General features: G+C 58.4%; 18 protein-coding genes. All 18 read left to right on the top strand.

Annotation, left to right across the window (positions count from 1 at the left end):
• Positions 1 to 127 precede the first annotated feature (127 nt).
• The 18 genes from ACKWJN_RS06220 (at position 128) to ACKWJN_RS06135 (ending at position 17,105) form a co-directional block, all read left to right on the top strand.
• On the top strand, positions 128 to 466 hold the full coding sequence (locus tag ACKWJN_RS06220; RefSeq protein WP_408595484.1) for a phage terminase small subunit P27 family: 339 nt from the start codon (positions 128 to 130) through the stop codon (positions 464 to 466).
• A gap of 9 nt (positions 467 to 475) precedes the next feature.
• Entirely contained in the window at positions 476 to 2,188 is a 1,713-nt protein-coding gene (locus tag ACKWJN_RS06215) for a terminase large subunit (protein ID WP_408595483.1), read from the top strand.
• A 4-nt stretch (positions 2,189 to 2,192) separates the two neighbouring features.
• Positions 2,193 to 3,677 (top strand): phage portal protein, encoded by a 1,485-nt coding sequence (locus tag ACKWJN_RS06210; RefSeq protein WP_408595482.1) that lies wholly within the window; start codon positions 2,193 to 2,195, stop codon positions 3,675 to 3,677.
• Positions 3,674 to 4,600 (top strand): S49 family peptidase, encoded by a 927-nt coding sequence (locus tag ACKWJN_RS06205; RefSeq protein ID WP_408595481.1) that lies wholly within the window; start codon positions 3,674 to 3,676, stop codon positions 4,598 to 4,600. Before ACKWJN_RS06210 ends, ACKWJN_RS06205 begins: the two co-directional genes overlap by 4 nt.
• Before the next feature lie 132 nt (positions 4,601 to 4,732).
• On the top strand, positions 4,733 to 6,046 hold the full coding sequence (locus ACKWJN_RS06200; protein ID WP_408595480.1) for a phage major capsid protein: 1,314 nt from the start codon (positions 4,733 to 4,735) through the stop codon (positions 6,044 to 6,046).
• Between the two features lie 26 nt (positions 6,047 to 6,072).
• Positions 6,073 to 6,519: a hypothetical protein gene (locus tag ACKWJN_RS06195; RefSeq protein ID WP_408595479.1), complete on the top strand. Its 447-nt coding sequence runs from the start codon at positions 6,073 to 6,075 to the stop codon at positions 6,517 to 6,519.
• On the top strand, positions 6,520 to 7,143 hold the full coding sequence (locus ACKWJN_RS06190) for a head-tail connector protein (protein WP_408595478.1): 624 nt from the start codon (positions 6,520 to 6,522) through the stop codon (positions 7,141 to 7,143). It abuts the gene before it with no gap.
• Positions 7,140 to 7,490, top strand: coding sequence for a phage head closure protein (locus ACKWJN_RS06185; protein ID WP_408595477.1), 351 nt, complete (start codon positions 7,140 to 7,142; stop codon positions 7,488 to 7,490). The genes ACKWJN_RS06190 and ACKWJN_RS06185 overlap by 4 nt, the downstream gene beginning before the upstream one ends.
• Positions 7,483 to 7,968, top strand: coding sequence for an HK97-gp10 family putative phage morphogenesis protein (locus ACKWJN_RS06180; protein ID WP_408595476.1), 486 nt, complete (start codon positions 7,483 to 7,485; stop codon positions 7,966 to 7,968). Before ACKWJN_RS06185 ends, ACKWJN_RS06180 begins: the two co-directional genes overlap by 8 nt.
• Positions 7,965 to 8,303: a DUF3168 domain-containing protein gene (locus ACKWJN_RS06175; protein ID WP_408595475.1), complete on the top strand. Its 339-nt coding sequence runs from the start codon at positions 7,965 to 7,967 to the stop codon at positions 8,301 to 8,303. Before ACKWJN_RS06180 ends, ACKWJN_RS06175 begins: the two co-directional genes overlap by 4 nt.
• Before the next feature lie 16 nt (positions 8,304 to 8,319).
• Entirely contained in the window at positions 8,320 to 8,967 is a 648-nt protein-coding gene (locus tag ACKWJN_RS06170; RefSeq protein ID WP_299510444.1) for a phage tail tube protein, read from the top strand.
• A gap of 17 nt (positions 8,968 to 8,984) precedes the next feature.
• On the top strand, positions 8,985 to 9,428 hold the full coding sequence (locus ACKWJN_RS06165; RefSeq protein WP_408595474.1) for a hypothetical protein: 444 nt from the start codon (positions 8,985 to 8,987) through the stop codon (positions 9,426 to 9,428).
• Between the two features lie 23 nt (positions 9,429 to 9,451).
• A complete protein-coding gene (locus ACKWJN_RS06160) occupies positions 9,452 to 9,700 on the top strand; it encodes a hypothetical protein (RefSeq protein WP_408595473.1) in 249 nt (82 codons plus the stop codon).
• A 7-nt stretch (positions 9,701 to 9,707) separates the two neighbouring features.
• The gene (locus ACKWJN_RS06155) at positions 9,708 to 12,506 is read left to right on the top strand and encodes a phage tail tape measure C-terminal domain-containing protein (RefSeq protein ID WP_408595472.1); all 2,799 of its coding nucleotides are present in this window, start codon (positions 9,708 to 9,710) and stop codon (positions 12,504 to 12,506) included.
• Between the two features lie 3 nt (positions 12,507 to 12,509).
• Positions 12,510 to 13,109 carry a hypothetical protein gene (locus ACKWJN_RS06150; protein ID WP_408595471.1) on the top strand — a complete coding sequence of 200 codons (600 nt, stop codon included), beginning with the start codon at positions 12,510 to 12,512 and terminating at the stop codon, positions 13,107 to 13,109.
• Positions 13,109 to 13,672: a hypothetical protein gene (locus ACKWJN_RS06145; protein WP_408595470.1), complete on the top strand. Its 564-nt coding sequence runs from the start codon at positions 13,109 to 13,111 to the stop codon at positions 13,670 to 13,672. The genes ACKWJN_RS06150 and ACKWJN_RS06145 overlap by 1 nt, the downstream gene beginning before the upstream one ends.
• Before the next feature lie 29 nt (positions 13,673 to 13,701).
• A complete protein-coding gene (locus ACKWJN_RS06140; RefSeq protein WP_408595469.1) occupies positions 13,702 to 14,136 on the top strand; it encodes a GNAT family N-acetyltransferase in 435 nt (144 codons plus the stop codon).
• Complete coding sequence (locus tag ACKWJN_RS06135) at positions 14,136 to 17,105, top strand: phage tail protein (protein ID WP_408595468.1); 2,970 nt, start codon at positions 14,136 to 14,138, stop codon at positions 17,103 to 17,105. Before ACKWJN_RS06140 ends, ACKWJN_RS06135 begins: the two co-directional genes overlap by 1 nt.
• Position 17,106: the final 1 nt, after the last annotated feature.

The raw sequence follows: 17,106 nt of genomic DNA, 5'->3' as shown, positions 1-17,106 counted from the left end.
ATGATTAATGGCCGGAAGAAAGCCGCTCCCCACTGAGATCAAAAAGCTCAGGGGAACCCTGCAAAAGTGCAGGACCAACCCGCATGAGCCACAGCCCCAAGGGGATCTGGTTGCGCCGCCCGAGTACATGTCAGATGGTGCCAAGCAAGCCTGGCGCTATGCCATTGACAGCGCGCCCGAGCACTTGCTGCGCAAGCTCGATATGTCGGTGCTGGAAGTCTGGTCTTGCGCTGCGGACCTGTACCGCAAGGCGCAGATCGGAATCACCAAGACAGGTTTGCTGATCAAAGCTCCGAACACTGGTGTGCCAATGCAGTCGCCTTACCTGGCCATTGCGAACAAGCAGGCTCAGATCATGACCAAGGCTGCAGTTGAGATGGGATTTACGCCTGCTTCACGTTCGCGCATCACACAACCCACAGACACCCATATCGACCTAGATCCTTGGGCAGATATAGCAGGCTGAGACTGAACTTTGGCAGCAGATAACTACGCCGCCGTTGCCCGCAAGTATGCGCAAGCAGTCGTTGCCGGTGACATCCTGACCTGCAAATGGGTCCAGCGGGCCTGCCAACGGCAGTTGAACGATCTGGCAAAGTTCAAGGGCAAGGCAAGTCCCTACCAGTTCAACCCGAAACTCACCGACAAGGACGGGCGGGAGTTCCATCCCGCCGACAACCTGTGCGCGTTCATTGAACGCCTGCCCCACGTCAAAGGGCCGCTGGCAGGTGAGACGATCAAGTTGGAACCCTGGCAGGTGTTCATCCTGACCACTGTGTTCGGCTGGGTCAAGCCCGACGGCAATCGCCGTTTTCGGCGCTCGTACATCGAGGTGCCGCGTGGCAACGCCAAGTCGACCCTGTCGTCTGCGCTTGCGCTGTACATGCTGGCCGCCGACGGTGAAGGCGGTGCCGAGGTTTACTCCTTGGCCACCACCCGCGACCAGGCTCGCATTGTTTTTGGTGATGCGCAGACCATGGCGCGCAGGTCACAGGGCTTTCGCAGCAGGTTTTCTGTCAACGTCGGTGCGCACAACATGAACGTGCTGCAGACCGGCTCCAAGTTTGAAGCGCTCTCAGCCGAGGGTTCAACGCTTGACGGCCTGAACATTCACTTCGGTTGTATCGATGAATTGCATGCCCACAAGACCCGCACTGTCTATGACGTGGTGGAGACCGGTACCGGCAAGCGAGACAACTCGCTTTTGTGGGTGATCACCACTGCAGGCAGCAACCGCTCAGGTATTTGCTACGAGGTGCGTACTTTTGTGACCCGGCTGCTTGATGGCGTGTTCGAAGACGACAGCCAGTTTGGCATCGTCTACGGGCTGGACGATGGGGACGACTGGACCAGCGAAGACTCGCTGATGAAGGCAAACCCCAACTGGGGCATATCGGTGCGCCCGGAAATTCTGGGACCGCTGCAGGCCAAGGCCATGCAGTTGCCCAGTGCGATGAACAACTTCAAGACCAAACACTTGAACGAGTGGGTCAATGCCGACACCGCATGGATGGACATGCGCTCCTGGGACGCCTGCGCTGATCAGGACCTGGACATCGAGTCCTTTGCGGGCCAGCCCTGCTGGGTGGGCCTGGACCTGGCCAGCAAGACGGACATTGCCGCCCTGGTAATTGTGTTTGCCCATCCCGAGATTGCTGACGCATTCGCTGTCTTTGGCAAGTACTACCTGCCAGAGGACACGGTCAATGCCAACGGCAACAGCCAGTACCCGGGTTGGATGCACACCGGACGGCTAACGGTGACGCCGGGCAATGTGATTGATTTCAGTTGGATCGAAGCAGATCTGAATGATCTGTCCTCGCGCTTTGCGGTGCAGGCAGTCGCGTTTGATCCGTTTCAGGCGACGCAACTCTCGACCCGAATGATGAGTGAGGGTCTGCCCATGATTGAAGTGCGTCCCACGGTGCTGAATTTCTCAGAGCCGATGAAGACGCTCGAAGCTCTGGTGCTTCAAAAGAAATTGGTTCACGACGGCGACCCGGTGCTGGGCTGGATGGTCAGCAACGTGGTGGCCCACCTGGACGCCAAAGACAACATTTACCCACGCAAGGAGCGAGCAGAAAACAAGATCGACGGCATCGTTGCACTGATCATGGCGCTTTCGCGCGCGATCAAACCGGGTGACTCGGTGGTGCTGGGATCCGACTACGAATTGGTGTTGCTCTGAACTGATGGGATTTTTAAGCTTCTTTGATCGCTTCCGTGGTCCCAACGCCTCCGGGGGCGATCGCTCGCCGTGGGGAGACTTCTTTTTTGAGCCGGTCTCCGCTCGCACTGGCAGCGGCATGCGCGTCTCACCCGACAGCGCGCTTAGGCTTGCAGCGGTCTATGCCTGCGTTCGGGTTTTGTCGGAGTCCTTGGCCTCGCTGCCGCTAGTCATCTACCAACGGCGCGCCGATGGTGGCAAAGACAAGGTGACCGACCACTGGCTGTACCGTTTACTTGCCAAGCGACCCAACCGTTTTCAGAACCCGTTTGAGTGGCGCGAGATGCTGCAAGGCCATCTGGCGCTTCGTGGCAACGCCTACAACCAGATCATCACCAACGCCAAAGGCGAGGTGGTGGAGTTGATGCCGCTGCATCCGGACCGCATCCGGCTGGAGTTGCTGCCATCAGGTGAATACCGATACCGGTTTACCGATCGCTTTGGCACTGAGTCAATCTTGCCGCGTGGCGAGGTCTGGCACCTGCGCGGCCTGTCCTCCGATGGCTTGATGGGCATGAGCCCGATTGAGCTTGCCCGAGAAAACCTCGGGATGGCACTGGCCGCACAGGACTACGGCGCGCGCTTCTTTGCCAACGATGCCAAACCTACCGGCGGCTGGATTGAGTTTCCGGGCTCCTTCAAGGACTCCGAGGCCAAGAAAGTGTTTCGTGAGTCCTACCAACAGGCCCAGTCCGGTGCCAACCGGGGCAAGGTCCTGGTGCTGGAAAACGGCATGAAGTTTCACGAAGTGGGCGTCACCAACAAAGACGCCCAGTTCCTGGAACTGCGCAAGTTTCAGATCACGGATGTGGCCAGACTCTTTCGTGTGCCTCCGCACATGATTGGCGACCTGGACCGGGCGACTTTTTCCAACATCGAGCAGCAAAGTCTGGAGTTCGTCATGCACACCATGACGCCATGGGCTGAGCGCTGGGAAGCCAGCATCGAGTCCGAGTTGCTGCTCGAAGGTGACGACATCGAAGTCGAGTTTGATTTCGCGAACCTGATGCGCGGGGATGCCGCAAGCCGTGCGTCGTATTACCAAAGTGGCATTCAGAACGGCTGGCTCACCCGCAACGAAGCACGCATTGCGGAGAACCTCAATCCACTTGAGGGCCTGGACGAACCACTTCGCCCGCTCAACATGGTCGAGGAAAGCACCGCAGAGGATGTGGCGCTTGATACCGAACAGGCGGAAGACCCGGCGCAAGAAGCAACGGAGCCCTCCGATGAAGCCGCTGCCCGCTTGCGTGCACTGATCGATTCAAGCGCCGAGCGCTGGGCCAGGCGCATCGCTCGGGCCGGTCGAGTTGAAGAAAAAGATCTTGCCTTGATTGCGCAATCCCTGGCAGTGCCATTGGAGCAAGTCAACGCCTGGGCGAAGACGAGTACATCAGTTGAAGAGGCGCAGCTGTGCCAATCACTTAAATCACTGGGAATGACACCATGAACCACCAATTGCTGGTTGCTGAATACTTGGCAACCCCCTGGGCATTGATGCCCGAGCGGCTCAGTGCCGTCACTGCGGTCATTACCCGCTGGTCGGGAGATGCCCGCGCCAGTGATGAGGTGATGCATAGCGTTGCAGCCGACCGAAACGCAAGAGATGCGCGTCGCCAATCCAGCGTGTCCAACTCTGGCGGCGGCATTGCGGTCCTGCCGCTGTACGGCATCGTGACGCAGCGCGGCAACATGGTAGACGACGTATCCGGTCCTGGTACTGCCAGCACTCAGCAGTTTTCAAACATACTGCGCGCTGCTCTCCAGGACGAAACGGTCTCTCAAATCCTGATCGACATCGACAGCCCTGGCGGCAGCGTTTATGGCGTTGCTGAACTGGCCGATGAGATCGTCAGCGCTCGAGCCCAAAAACCTGTCGTGGCCATCGCCAATAGCCTGGCTGCCTCGGCTGCCTACTGGATTGGTTGTTCGGCATCTGAGTTTTATGTCACCCCTGGCGGCGAAGTGGGATCCATCGGTGTGTGGCAGGCGCACCAGGACTACAGCAAAGCCATGGATGAGGCCGGTGTCAAAACCACACTCATCTCGGCGGGCAAGTTCAAGGTTGAGGGCAATCCATATGCGCCGCTGAACGAAGAAGCGCAGGGCTTTATGCAATCCCGCGTTGATGACTACTACGCCGCTTTCACCAAGGCTGTGGCCAAGGGACGCGGTGTGCCTATCTCCCAGGTGCGAGATGGCATGGGTCAGGGTCGGGTCCTCGGAGCCGACGCGGCCCTTGCCAGCAGCATGGTCGACGGCATTGCCACCTTTGAGGATGTCGTCAAAAAGATGCGCCGCGATGCGCGCGCGCAAATTAAACCCAATGCATCACGGCTCAACCAGGCGAGGAATTCGCTGGCCCTGATGTGAGTATTTTCTGGGCAGAACTCCGTAGAGGGCTGCCAGCAAAGTGAAGCGGCCCGTTGGCCGCACCCCAAGCAACCACCTCGTCAATTGAGACCCGGTGGTTTTTTTACGTCCATTGATTTTGGAGAACCCCAAATGAGTAAGCAATTGCGCGAGCTGCAGGCTCGCAAATCTACCCTGGTCAAAGAAGCGCGCGCGCTCACTGACCGCGCCGCATCGGATAACCGTGACTTGAGCGATGAGGAGGTGACAACCTTCGACGCACTCAAGACCCGAATCGAAGCCGCGAGCAACGCCATCGACCGTGAAGCAAGCCTGATCGCTGAAGAAGCGCAAATGGCCCACGCCCCGGCAAGCTCTGGCGCTTTCATCACCGTCACCGACAACCGCGAGGCTGATCCTTTGCATGGTTTTCGCACTGCGGGCGAGTTTATGCAAGCGGTCTACCAGGCAGAAAAGCCCGGCAAATCGCTCGATGAACGGTTGCTCATTGGTGGTGGCCGTGGTGCAGCAGCGCCCGGCAGCTTTGCCAACGAGGCTTCGGGCCAAGACGGCGGCTTTTTGGTGCCACCTCAGTTCTCCCAGCAAATCTTCAAGCTCTCTTTGGGCGAGGACTCCTTGCTGCCCATGACCGACAACGTCGAGATCAGCGGCAACAGCATGGCGTTCCCCAAGGACGAGACCACGCCCTGGGGCACCAACGGAATCCGCGCCTACTGGCAGGGAGAAGCAGCCTCGGCTGTGGCATCCAAGCCGGTGCTTGGCCTGGCCACCTTGCGCCTCAAAAAGCTGATGGCGCTGGTCCCCACCACGGACGAACTGCTGGACGACGCCAATGCGCTGACCACCTATCTGCCCGAAAAGGTTGCCCTGTCCATTCGCTGGAAAACCAACGAGTCCATCCTCTTTGGTGCTGGCAACGGTGTGCCCGTGGGAGCGCTCAGCTCTGGCGCAACGGTCACCGTGTCCAAGGAGTCTGGTCAAGCAACGCAAACGCTGGTTCCTCAGAACCTGGCCAAGATGATTGCGCGTCTGCCTTCAGGCAGCTTTGCCAACGCAGTATGGATCGTGAATAACGATGTACTGCCAGCGCTGTTCACGCTGACTTTGGGCAACTACCCGATCTACATCCCCACGGGCCTGCCCGTCGGTGGCTTGCAGGTCTCGCCCTACGGAACCTTGCTTGGTCGCCCGGTGTTTGTTTCTCAACACGCCAACACCTTCTCGGCCCAAGGCGACATCTTGCTGGTGGACCTCAAGTACTACCAGACCATCACCAAGGCGGGTGGCATGCAGACCGCCACATCGATGCACTTGTACTTCGACGCGGACCTGACGGCGTTTCGCACGACCTTCCGCATGGACGGCCAGTCCAAGCTCAACAGCCCCATCACGCCTGCCAAAGGCAGCGCAACGATGTCGCCCTTCATCCAACTGGGCGCGCGCTAAGCAGCCCCCGACCTTAGGAGAAAACTATGTTTCCCAACGCAAAAGGCAGCGAACTGCTGTCCGTTCTCGCCACCATCGACCCTGCCGCGCAAGCGGCGGGAACAGTCAGCACGGGCTGGATTTCTGTGGCCAACCACCACGGGTTTCTCTCTCTGGTCCAGACCGGAGTGCTGGGCACCAGCGCCACAGTGGATGCGAAGTTGCAGCAGGCCCTGGACAGCTCTGGCACCAGTGCAAAGGACATCACCGGTAAAGCGATCACTCAGATCGTTAAAGCCACTGGTGACAACAAGCAGGCCTTGATCAACGTTAAGCCCGAGGAACTCGACACGGTGAACGGCTTTGGCTTTGTTCGCCTGTCAGTGACGGTGGGAGTGGCAGCAAGCCAGACCTCCGCTCAGGTGATTGGCCTCAATCCGCGCTTTGCGCCTGCGGATGCTTCCAACCAAGCGGCTGTGGTGCAGGTCATATAAATGCCCATCCAACTCGTCACGCCACCCACAGAGGAGCCGGTGTCGCTGCTTGAGGCAAAGCTGCATCTGCGGGTGGACTTTGACGAGGATGACATGCTGATCGCCTCACTCATCACGGCGGCCCGGCAAGCAGCCGAGACACTGACCGGCAGGCAGTTCACCACTGCCCGCTGGAGACAAGTGCTCGACTGCTTCCCCGGACCGTCGCTGATGGGTGTGCCTGCGGGTCAGGCTTTCACCTTGCCAGGCCATGCGATTTTGTTGGCCAAGGCACCGGTGCAATCGGTGGTGTCGATCAATTACCTGGACATGGGGTCTGTAAATCAGACCATGCCCGCTCTGACCTACACCGTAGATGCCGCCTGTGAGCCTGCGCGCATCACCCCGGTGTTCGGGCAGATATGGCCGATTTGCTTGCCGCAGATCGGCGCGGTGTCGGTCACCTTTGATGCCGGGTACGGTACTGCTTCGCAAGTTCCAGAAGGCATCAAGAGTTGGATCAAGCTGCGCGTGGGCAGCCTGTATGCGCACCGCGAAGAGGTGGCTGCGCTATCGCGCGGACGCATCGAACCATTGCCATTCATTGACGGGCTGCTCGATCCGTACAAGGTTGTGACGGTATGAATCCGGTTCGCTCTGGTCAGTTGAATCGGCGTATTACTTTGCAGCGCCAAAGCACGGCGCAGGACAGTTACGGCGGGCCTGTTCGCACATGGACTGACTTAGGCACCTTTTGGGCTGAGATTCAACCCTTGAGTGGCCGGGAACTTGAAAGCGCGCAGCGCATGGCAAGCGAGGTCTCACACCAAATCGTTGTGCGCTACCAAGCCATCTTTGCTGACACACGTCAGGTCGCTGGTTACCGGGCTCTGTACCGATCGCGGGTTTTCAACATCCACGCATCTCTCAATGATGAAGAGCGAAACGTGGTGGTCACGCTACTGGCCTCTGAGGGTCTAGACGATGGCTAAGTACGAAAGCGTTCAGATAGAAGGCCTAGATGCACTGGCCAAGGCATTGAAAGAATTGCCTGACCGCGTGGCCAAGAACGGACTGCGTGCAGCGGTCTATGCCGGTGCCAAAGTGATTCGGGATGAAGCCAAGTTGCAAGCTCCTGTTGCCACGGGCGATCTGGGACCCAACCAGTCACCGCCCGGCACTTTGAAGCGCTCGGTGATTTTGAAACAAATCCCTGAGTTGTCAAACAAGAACAAGCAGACCTTCTTCGTAACTGTCCGGCATGGCAAGAAGTACCGCAAGCAAGGCAAAAAGGGAAACCTTTCGCAAGACGCTTGGTACTGGCGCTTTGTTGAATTTGGAACCGTAAAGATGTCCGCGCGCCCATTTCTGCGGCCTGCTTTTGACATGAAGAAAAACGATGCGCTAACGGCCATCAAGACACGGCTTGCTGAGCGCATCGAGCAAGCCGCACGCGAACTCAAAAAATGATTCAGCAAGACCTTTTCGCGGCCCTCGCAGGTGTGGCCGGGGGAAGGGTGTTTCCGAACGTTGCGCCCAACAACGTGTCAAAGCCCTACGTGGTCTATGCCCGCGTATCCAGCGCACCAGAAAACACCCTGGCCGACGGCGCGCCCATTGAAAACACCCGACTGCAGGTGGACTGCTTTGACACCACCTACGCCGCTGCCCTGGCTTTGGCCGAAGCGGTCAAAACAGCCATCAAAAGCAGCCCCATCACCCACGTCTTGCTCCTTGAGCAAGACCAATTCGAGCCCGAGGCATTGCTGCACCGGGTGATTTTGGATTTTTCGATCTGGCACTAACTTTTAGGAGAACTCTATGCCCAGCACCGCCATCTCAGCCCAAGGCTCCACCGTCAGTATCGGCACGACCACCGGGTCGGCGCTCACCATCACCGCCGTCTCGCTCACCAATCCGTGTCGGGTCACGCTCTCAGCGGTCACCGCATTGAACAAGGGTGATGTGATCACCATCGCTGGTGTCGTTGGCACCACGCAACTCAACGGCAACAGCTTCGTGGTGCAGTACATCGAACCTACGACCAAGATCGTGACCCTCGCTGGACTGGATGCGACTGGCTATACGACATACACCAGCGGCGGCACGGCAACCCCTGTGCAGTGGACCAAGATTTCCAACGTTAAGAGCTACAGCGGCTTTGACGGCTCGGCATCAGAGATTGAGCGAACCAACTTTGACTCGACGGCCAAGGAATTCATTCTGGGCCTCTTTGATCCGGGTGCGTTTGCCATCGAGGTCGACCAGGACAACAGCGATGCAGGCCAATTGGCTCTGATGACTGCGCTGGTGACCGGTGTGGCCAAGAGCTTCAAGTTGATTTTGCCCAACGGCAACACGGCAACCTTCACCGCCTACGTGAAGAAATTCAACAGCCAGGGCGCGGTGGACCAGGCGATCCGGCGCTCGGCTGAACTGCGTATTTCCGGCTCGATCACCTGGGCTTAATTTTTCCAAGGACTCCTATGACACTTCTTTCCAAAACCGCCATCCTTTGCGCCAACGACCTTCAAACAGAGGACGTCGATGTTCCCGAATGGGGTGGCTCCGTGCGTGTTCGCAGTTTCACCGGTCGCGAGCGTGATGCCTTTGAAGCCAGCATGGTCCGTGGCGAGGGCAAGGACCGCAAGGTTGATCTCACCAATATGCGTGCGCGTCTGGTGGGGCTGACTGTGATTGATGAAGATGGCCAGCGTCTGTTCACCGACGATGAGGTGGATCTGCTCGGTGCCAAATCTGGCGCGGCACTGGACCGGGTGTTTGCCATTGCGCAAAAGCTCAATGGCCTGTCCGGCGCAGATGTGGAGGAACTCACAAAAAACTCCAGCGGCGTCCCGAGCGCCGTTTCTACTTCCGACTTTGCCTTGCCCTTGGATTCCAACACCCTGACCATCTCCTCGCAAGCCTGAGTTCGCAGCAGGTGGCGGAGTGGATGGCGTTTGCCTCTCTGGAAGGCCTGCCGGACATGCGCGCTGACTTTGGTTTTGGTCAGGTCTGCGCCACGCTGGCCAACGTGCACCGCCGCGAAGGTCAGGACCCGTACCAGGCCGATGACTTCATGCCAGGACTGCGTACAGCCGAGCCAGCAGCCACCAAAGATGCCGATGCAGCGGCAGACGAACACTTTGATGTTGAGGCGCACAGCCGTTTGATCTCAGCCCTCTTGGGTAAAAAGGAATAAATCCCCCATGGCAACCCTCGCCAGTCTCGTGGTCAGCCTCGAGGCCAATGTCGCTCGCTTTGAATCCGACCTGAATAAGGCGGAGTTCATGGCCAAAAAAGCCATGGACACCATCGGTAATGTGTCGGAAACCGCCATGAAGGCGGTCAAGGGCGCAGTAGTGGCAATGGCGGCGGCATATACCTTTGACGCCTTTGCCGATGGCATCAAGGGGGCGATTGCGTCGGCTGGTGAACTCGACCAGATGGCTAAGAAGACCGGTGCAACGGTGGAAGCTCTCTCAGGCTTGAAGTCGGCGGCCAAACTCTCCGGTACCAGTTTGGAGGAAGTCGGCGGAGGCTTGCAAAAGCTCTCCAAAGCCATGTTCGAGGCGGCAGGCGGCAGCCAAAAGCAGTCGGACTTGTTCAAAGCTTTGGGTGTTGAGGTCACCGACTCATCGGGGAAGTTGCGCGACTCAGGCGAAGTCATGCTGGACCTGGCCAAGAAGCTCGACTCCATGGACAGCAGCACCCAGGCGGTGGCCACAGCCCAAATGTTGCTGGGCAAGCGAGGCGCTGAACTGCTCCCCTTCATGCAGGACTTGGCTGAGATCGGCGAACTCAACGCCAAGGTCACGTCCGAGATGGCAGCCGAAGCAGACATGTACGAGAAAAACCTCGTGCGATTGGAGGGCAGAAAAAAGTCGCTCTACAACACCATTGCCTCGGCCTTGCTGCCGGTGATGCGTGACTTCACAGATGCCTTGCTGGCTTCAGGCAGCATGACCGAGCGCCTCAATGACACTGCCAAGCAACTCAAGCAAGACAATGTGATTGAGACCTGGGCGCGCGAAGGCTTGCGTGCTGTGGCTGCCTTCATAGACATCTTCGACGCTTGCGTTCGGATTGTGCGAATTGCCGGTAACGCCATCGCAGCCACTGGAGCGGACGTTGTCTCGGTGCTGGCTTTCATGGACGGCATTGGTGCAGAGATGATCAGTGAGAAGTCGCTTGATCCGGTCAAGCGCCGCTTTGCAACGCTGACCTCAGACCTCAAGAGCCACGCCGAGTCCTTCAACGAGGACATGGTCAAGATTTGGACCGCGCCGCTGTTCCTCACCAAACTCGACGAGCAGTTTGCCCAGCGTGATGCGGGTCTGAAAAAGCCCGTCGAGTCACCCAAGCGCTCATTTGCCATTCCGGACCAGCGGCCTGAAAAAACCAGCCCGTTCGATTCGTACCTGGACTCGCTCAATGTCGAATCCATCAAAGACAAACTGGGCAAGTACGAGGCCATGATCGAAAAAGGCCGCCTGCTGGCGGTCAAGGAAGGCCGTCTGGGTGACATGGCCAAGGTGACGGCCACTGTCTCAAGCATCCAGTCCATTGACGAAGGCAAGCGCATCGATGCTTTTGCCCACAGCCTGGATGTGGCCAACCAGCAATACGAATTCCAAAATACCCTCATTGGTCTGAACGCCCGCGACCAAGCGCTGGCTACCGAGGGTCGCAAGAACTTCCTGGCCGTTGAGCAGCAAATCTGGGATGCAGAAAAGAACGGCTCCAAGCTGTCTTCAGAGGCCCAGCAGAGATTGCGCAACGAGGCTACCAAGTCCACAGCCGCCTTGGTGCAGGCCGTTAATGAGCGTTTCGATGCGCAGCAGAAGTTCGATGAGTCCAAGCAGATCAATACCTTCACCCGCAGCCTGGAGCAGGCCAACGAACAGTACCAATTTCAGAACACGCTGATTGGTCTCAATGCCCGCGATCAGGCACTGGCCACCGAGGGCCGTAAAAATCTCCTGGCTGTTGAACAGCAAATCTGGGATGCAGAAAAGAGCGGTACCAAACTGTCCGCTGAGGCTCAGCAACGTCTTCGTTCTGAGGCTATCAAGTCGACTTCCACTTTGGTGCAGGCGGTGAATGATCGTTTTGATGCCCAGCAAAAGTTTGATGAGACCAAGCGCATCAATGCCTTCACCTACAGTTTGGAGCAGGCCAACGATCAGTACATCTTCCAGACCAAGCTGATTGGCTTGAACGCTCAGGCGCAGGAGATTGCCAACGTTAAGCGCAAGAACTTCCTCGCGGTCGAGCAGCAGATCTGGGATGCCGAGCAAAGCGGCACCAAACTGACGGCAGATTCCCAGCAGCGCCTGCGTGATGAGGCCATCAAATCCACGGCGGTCATGATCAAAGCGATTGAAGCCCGGTGGGATGCTGAGCGCTCGTGGGAGATGGGCGTTACCAAGGCGCTGAACAACTACATTGACACTGTATCCAACGCTGCAGCCCAGTCCGAGCGGCTCTTTACCAATGCGTTCAAGGGCATGGAGGACGCTCTGGTGAGCTTTGTGCAGACCGGCAAGCTCGACTTCAAGAGCCTGGCGAATTCCATCATCGCGGACCTGATTCGCATACAAATTCAAAACAGCATCATGAAACCACTGGCGCAAGCGACCAGCGGCATGTCGCTCTCAGGGATGTTCAGCAGTGCGGGAAACTTCCTGTCGGGTTTGTTCAAGGCCGATGGCGGTCCGGTCGCCGGTGGCCAGCCCTACATCGTGGGCGAGCAAGGCCCCGAGTGGTTCGTGCCCAACGGCGCGGGAACGATCGTCCCCAACGGGAAGGCGGCTGGCACAACATCATCGCCCGGCAGCAGCGACAGCAGTACGGCCACAGCTCAAGCGCCAATCAACATCAATTTCTCGGTGCGTGCCATGGATGCACGCAGCTTCCAGTCCGCCATGGTGCAAAACAAGGCCGTGGTGGTGGGCATCGTGAACCAGGCGCTCAACATGCGCGGACGCTATGGGATCACGGGATAAGTCATGAGCGGCACCTTTCCTCTGACCCCAGCGCCCAGCGCCATCAAGATTCAGTCCTATCAGCCCACGCGCGTGTCGATCTCACACAACCTGCGCCGCAGTGTTCGTACCAACGGCGCTCAGCGCTGGGTGATCACTGCCGACTGGGTGGGTTTGACCCGTGCGCAATTCGCACCGATTCAGGCCTTTGTTGTCGCCCAACGCGGCCAATGGGACAGCTTCACCGCTGTGCTGCCCGCGCACAAACTGCCTCAAGGGGCAGCTACCGGCACACCGCAGATCAACGGAGCCAACCAACAAGGCAGAAGTCTTTCTACGCGTGGCTGGACGGCAGGACTTACTGGTGCCCTCAAAGCCGGTGACTTCATTGGCGTTACGGGCCAGACCAAGGTCTACATGGTCACCGCTGATGTGAATGCCGATGCCTTTGGCCTAGCAACCGTGGCGATTGAGCCTGCCTTGATGGCAGTGCCTGCCGACGGCGCAGTGATTGCCGTGCGCAACGTACCGTTTACGCTGGCTTTGGGCACCGACACGATAGAGTCTGCCGTAGCTCCGGGGTCGATTTACAACTTCAGCTTGCAGTTGGTGGAGGCTTTTTAATGGATCGCGGCGCAAGCTCAGAATTCATCGCCGAGATCCTCAAGTCCAGCAACCAGCCCGTCTACTTGGTTGAGACCTGGTTCGACGACGGCACCATCCGCATGACAGACGCCTGGATCAACGTGTTGTGGAGCACCAATACCTATACGGCCAACGGTCACTTTCTCGGTTTCTCCGGTCTGTCAGAGACCAGTGACATGAGCATCCCAAATGTCACGGTGCAAGTCTCGGCAGTAGACCAGACCTGGATTTCGATTGCACTGTCCAAGCCTTATATCGACCGGCGCATCGCCATCTACAAAGGTTTTCTGGATTACCGCTTGGCCATCATCAGCAACCCCTTGCTGGTGTTCGATGGTCGGATTGACAGCATGGAGATCTCTGACGACCCCAACAACGGCACCTGCACTATCGCAGTGACAGCCAGCTCGCAATGGGTGGATTTCCAACGCACGCCGGGCAGACACACCAACGACCCGGAAGAGCAGATCTGGTTTCCGGGTGACCGGGGGTTTCAGTTCGTGACCAACATCAACCGTGAAATCAAGTGGGGGTCTCTTTGAGCTACACGTATGCGCGCATCCCAATCGGCATGGCTACGAAAGAACTTCAAGCATTGGCCGAACGCGAGTACGAGGAAGTCGGCCAGAAGGATCTCGATCGTCTGAACGTCGACTGGGCTCGCTACGGCGAACTCGATGCTGCCGGGAAACTTGCTACCTTCATCGCCAAACGCAATGGCGTGATCGTGGGCTACGCCGCATTCATCGTGCAGACCCACATCCATTACCAGGACGCACTGGTCGCCGCCAACAGCGCCGTGTATGCCGTGCCCGAGGTAAGAGCCGGGCGTGTCGTTCTGAAACTGCTTCGCTTTGCCGAGATGGGCCTCAAAGCCCAGGGTGTGCAAAAGATTTATTACCACGTCAAACAGACCAAAGACTTCGGTCGCCTGCTTGGACACCTGGGCTACCAGGACGTCGAGCGCATGTACGCCAAGGTAGTTCGGGACAGGGAACTCGGGTAATGGCAGGCATCGTTATTGGAGCCATCGTTGGATCGGTGGTGTCGGAGGCCGTGGGTGCGGTTGTGGCCGATGCCGTACTTGGCATGGTCATTGAGTCGGGCATCACGGCTGCAGCGGCTGACGTTCTTGGCGCATCGCTTGCCACCGCCAGTTTCATCGGGGGTGCAACCGGTCTGGTCGCCGGGGGTGTTGCCAATCTTGCGGTGCAGTCACTGATCGGCTCGAACTCGCCCTCAAGCGCCCAGTCTGCGCTGTCTTCGGCCCAGGCGCAGGGCATCCTGATCAACTCCCAGAGCAATGTCGACCCCATCCCAGTGATCTACGGTCGCCGCCGGGTGGGTGGCACGCGGGTGTTCATTGAGGTCTCCGGAAGCAGCAACGAATACCTGCACCTGGTGCTGGTGCTCTCAGAAGGACCAGTTACCGCGATCGACAACGTGTATCTGGACGACGTGCTTTCAAGTGACGCCAAATTCAATGGCCTGATCACTGTTACCAAGCACCTGGGTACGCCGGGTGAAGCAGCCGATGCAGCGCTGACCGCTGATGTACCCAAATGGACCAGTGCCTGCAAACTTTCCAACTGCGCCTACTTGTACGTCAAGCTCAAGTACGACCGCAACGCTTTCTCTGGCCTGCCCACGATCACCGCCGATGTGCGCGGCAGAACCTTGTTCGACCCACGAGACGGTCAGACCCGCTATTCCAACAACCCAGCACTCGTCCTTCGGGACTACCTGAGTAACACGATCTACGGGCGAGGCATCGCCAGCAGCGCGATCGATGACACGAGCATTGCAGCAGCTGCGAACGCCTGCGATGTGCGGATTACGGCCCCCAGTTTTTCTGACATTTTCACGGTCAGCACCACGACCGAAGCGCTGACTTTCTCCCAACCGATTCCGATCGACACCGGTGACGGTGTCAAAGTGAGCAGCACCGCCACCTTGCCCAGTCCGCTGGTAGCGGGATTAACCTATTACGCGATCAAGGCAACTGACACCAGCTACCAACTCGCCACCACGCTGGCCAATGCCCATGCAGGGGTGGCCATCGATCTGACATCAGCAGGGTCTGGGCAGCACACGCTCGCCCAGGTGAACTACGCGGCTTACGCCTGCGACGGAACGATCGACACGAACCAGACCGCGTATGACAATGTGCGCGCTTTGCTCACCGCGTGCCGGGGCATGCTGGTGTTTAGCGGCGGCAAGTACCGGCTGGTACTTGATGTGGCCACCACAGCCTCGAGCTTTGGGTTCACCGAGAGCAACATCACCGGCTCTTGGGTCATCAGCCAAGCCGGTAAACGCGCCAAGTACAACCGGGTCACCGCTGGTTTTTATAACCCAGCCAAGAAGTGGCAGCCTGATCTGGCGATGGTCGAGTCCACAGCTTTGCGTGCCACCGATAACGGCCTCATTCTGGAGGCCAAGATCGACCTGCCGTTCACTGCTAACAGCTACCGCGCTCAAAACATCGGTCAGCTGACCCTGAACCAAAGCCGCTATGGCTTGGTGGTGAAGTTCTCCGCATTCCAGGAAGGCTTGCGCTGCGAGGTGGGGGATGTGGTGCCGATCACGCATTCAACGCCGGGCTGGAGCGCCAAGTTGTTCCGGATCATGCAGATCGAGATCAAGGACAACGACGAGGTCTATGTCGTGGCCCGCGAATACAGCGCCAGTGTTTACACGCAAGCGGTCTTGTTGCCTGCCGCCGTCATCGCTCAGTCCAATTTGCCGGACCCGTTCAGCGTGCCTGCCGTGTCGGGTCTTACGCTGGCCTCCGGCACATCTGAATTACTGCGACTGGCTGATGGCTCTGTCATTTCGCGCATCCGCGTGGGCTGGAACGCACCTACCGAGGTCTACGCTCAGAAGGGGCAGGTCGAAGTACAGACCCAAGCTACGACCGATTTGGGATGGTCGCCGGTGGACATTGTTGCTGCCGAACTGGGTGTGGCTTGGGTGTCGCCGGTGCAAGACGGAGCCAGTTACAACGTGCGCATTCGGGCGATCAATTCGATTGGCGTACGCGGAGCATGGAGCCAGGGGACAGTGCAAGTGGTGGGTAAAACAGCACCCCCATCAGATGTCCCATGGCTGCGCCTGGACGGCGAGCGCCTCACCTGGGGGCCAGTCTCAGATATCGATCTTGCCGGTTACCGGGTGCGTTGGCAGCCGGGTGGCAGCCGTTCCTGGTCGGACGCGCTCGAATTGCACACCGGCCTGCTGGCGGTTTCGCCCTGGGATCTGGTCACCATTCCCTATGGAGCCGGTCAGATTCTGATCAAAGCGGTCGACACCACAGGCAATGAAAGCCTGAACGTCACAGCCATTGCCTGCAACTTGGGTGACGCGCCGGTGGAGAACGTGTTTGCAAGCTACACGCTCAACACGACGCCGGTGGTGGCACCCGATTCATCCCGCATGTGGAGTAACGACACGGCACAGTTGTGGACCAACACCACAGCCGTGTTTCTGATACCTCAGTACCAGGCCATTTTCTGGACGGGAAGCGTCACATTTACTGAGAGTGGAAGTCTGACTATCGCGGCCACCGTCAGTGGGTATGCCTGGAAGATCACTTGGAAGAAGTCCTCGGACGTGGCCTATGTGCCATTTCCTGGTCGGGCTTGGGCTGACGCAGGAACGACCTACCAATTCCGTATCGATGTCGACCAGAGCAATCTGCAGGGCCTGATTGGTTCGGTGGTTGCGCAAATCGATGTGCCCGATAAAACGATTCGCCTGCCCGATGTGGTGATTGCCTCGGGCGGTTCGCGCCTGTCGATTGGCACCGGCTGGCGAAGCGTGGTGATCGTGAGTCTCACTTTGCATTCAGACGGTGGCTCTGCCACCACGGCCCGCGTGGTCGACAAATCAATCACGGGTCCGCTGATCCAGTGTTTCAACGCCAGTGGCGCTGCAACCGCTGGGACTGTGGACGCCTACGTTCAAGGATATTGAG

The sequence above is a fragment of the Limnohabitans sp. genome, from assembly GCF_046052825.1.
Taxonomy (GTDB): Bacteria; Pseudomonadota; Gammaproteobacteria; order Burkholderiales; family Burkholderiaceae_C; genus Limnohabitans.
Note: the sequence above shows the minus strand (reverse complement) of the source record. Positions and strands in the feature narration are given on the sequence as shown.

Excerpts from the sequence above, each read along its gene's own strand:
- ACKWJN_RS06205 (WP_408595481.1), top strand. The coding sequence starts at position 3,674 with ATGAACCACCAATTGCTGGTTGCTGAATACTTGGCAACCCCCTGGGCA.
- ACKWJN_RS06190 (WP_408595478.1), top strand. The coding sequence starts at position 6,520 with ATGCCCATCCAACTCGTCACGCCACCCACAGAGGAGCCGGTGTCGCTG.
- ACKWJN_RS06150 (WP_408595471.1), top strand. The coding sequence starts at position 12,510 with ATGAGCGGCACCTTTCCTCTGACCCCAGCGCCCAGCGCCATCAAGATT.
- ACKWJN_RS06180 (WP_408595476.1), top strand. The coding sequence starts at position 7,483 with ATGGCTAAGTACGAAAGCGTTCAGATAGAAGGCCTAGATGCACTGGCC.
- ACKWJN_RS06160 (WP_408595473.1), top strand. The coding sequence starts at position 9,452 with ATGGCGTTTGCCTCTCTGGAAGGCCTGCCGGACATGCGCGCTGACTTT.
- ACKWJN_RS06170 (WP_299510444.1), top strand. The coding sequence starts at position 8,320 with ATGCCCAGCACCGCCATCTCAGCCCAAGGCTCCACCGTCAGTATCGGC.
- ACKWJN_RS06200 (WP_408595480.1), top strand. The coding sequence starts at position 4,733 with ATGAGTAAGCAATTGCGCGAGCTGCAGGCTCGCAAATCTACCCTGGTC.
- ACKWJN_RS06175 (WP_408595475.1), top strand. The coding sequence starts at position 7,965 with ATGATTCAGCAAGACCTTTTCGCGGCCCTCGCAGGTGTGGCCGGGGGA.
- ACKWJN_RS06140 (WP_408595469.1), top strand. The coding sequence starts at position 13,702 with ATGGCTACGAAAGAACTTCAAGCATTGGCCGAACGCGAGTACGAGGAA.
- ACKWJN_RS06135 (WP_408595468.1), top strand. The coding sequence starts at position 14,136 with ATGGCAGGCATCGTTATTGGAGCCATCGTTGGATCGGTGGTGTCGGAG.
- ACKWJN_RS06165 (WP_408595474.1), top strand. The coding sequence starts at position 8,985 with ATGACACTTCTTTCCAAAACCGCCATCCTTTGCGCCAACGACCTTCAA.
- ACKWJN_RS06210 (WP_408595482.1), top strand. The coding sequence starts at position 2,193 with ATGGGATTTTTAAGCTTCTTTGATCGCTTCCGTGGTCCCAACGCCTCC.
- ACKWJN_RS06195 (WP_408595479.1), top strand. The coding sequence starts at position 6,073 with ATGTTTCCCAACGCAAAAGGCAGCGAACTGCTGTCCGTTCTCGCCACC.
- ACKWJN_RS06220 (WP_408595484.1), top strand. The coding sequence starts at position 128 with ATGTCAGATGGTGCCAAGCAAGCCTGGCGCTATGCCATTGACAGCGCG.
- ACKWJN_RS06185 (WP_408595477.1), top strand. The coding sequence starts at position 7,140 with ATGAATCCGGTTCGCTCTGGTCAGTTGAATCGGCGTATTACTTTGCAG.
- ACKWJN_RS06155 (WP_408595472.1), top strand. The coding sequence starts at position 9,708 with ATGGCAACCCTCGCCAGTCTCGTGGTCAGCCTCGAGGCCAATGTCGCT.
- ACKWJN_RS06145 (WP_408595470.1), top strand. The coding sequence starts at position 13,109 with ATGGATCGCGGCGCAAGCTCAGAATTCATCGCCGAGATCCTCAAGTCC.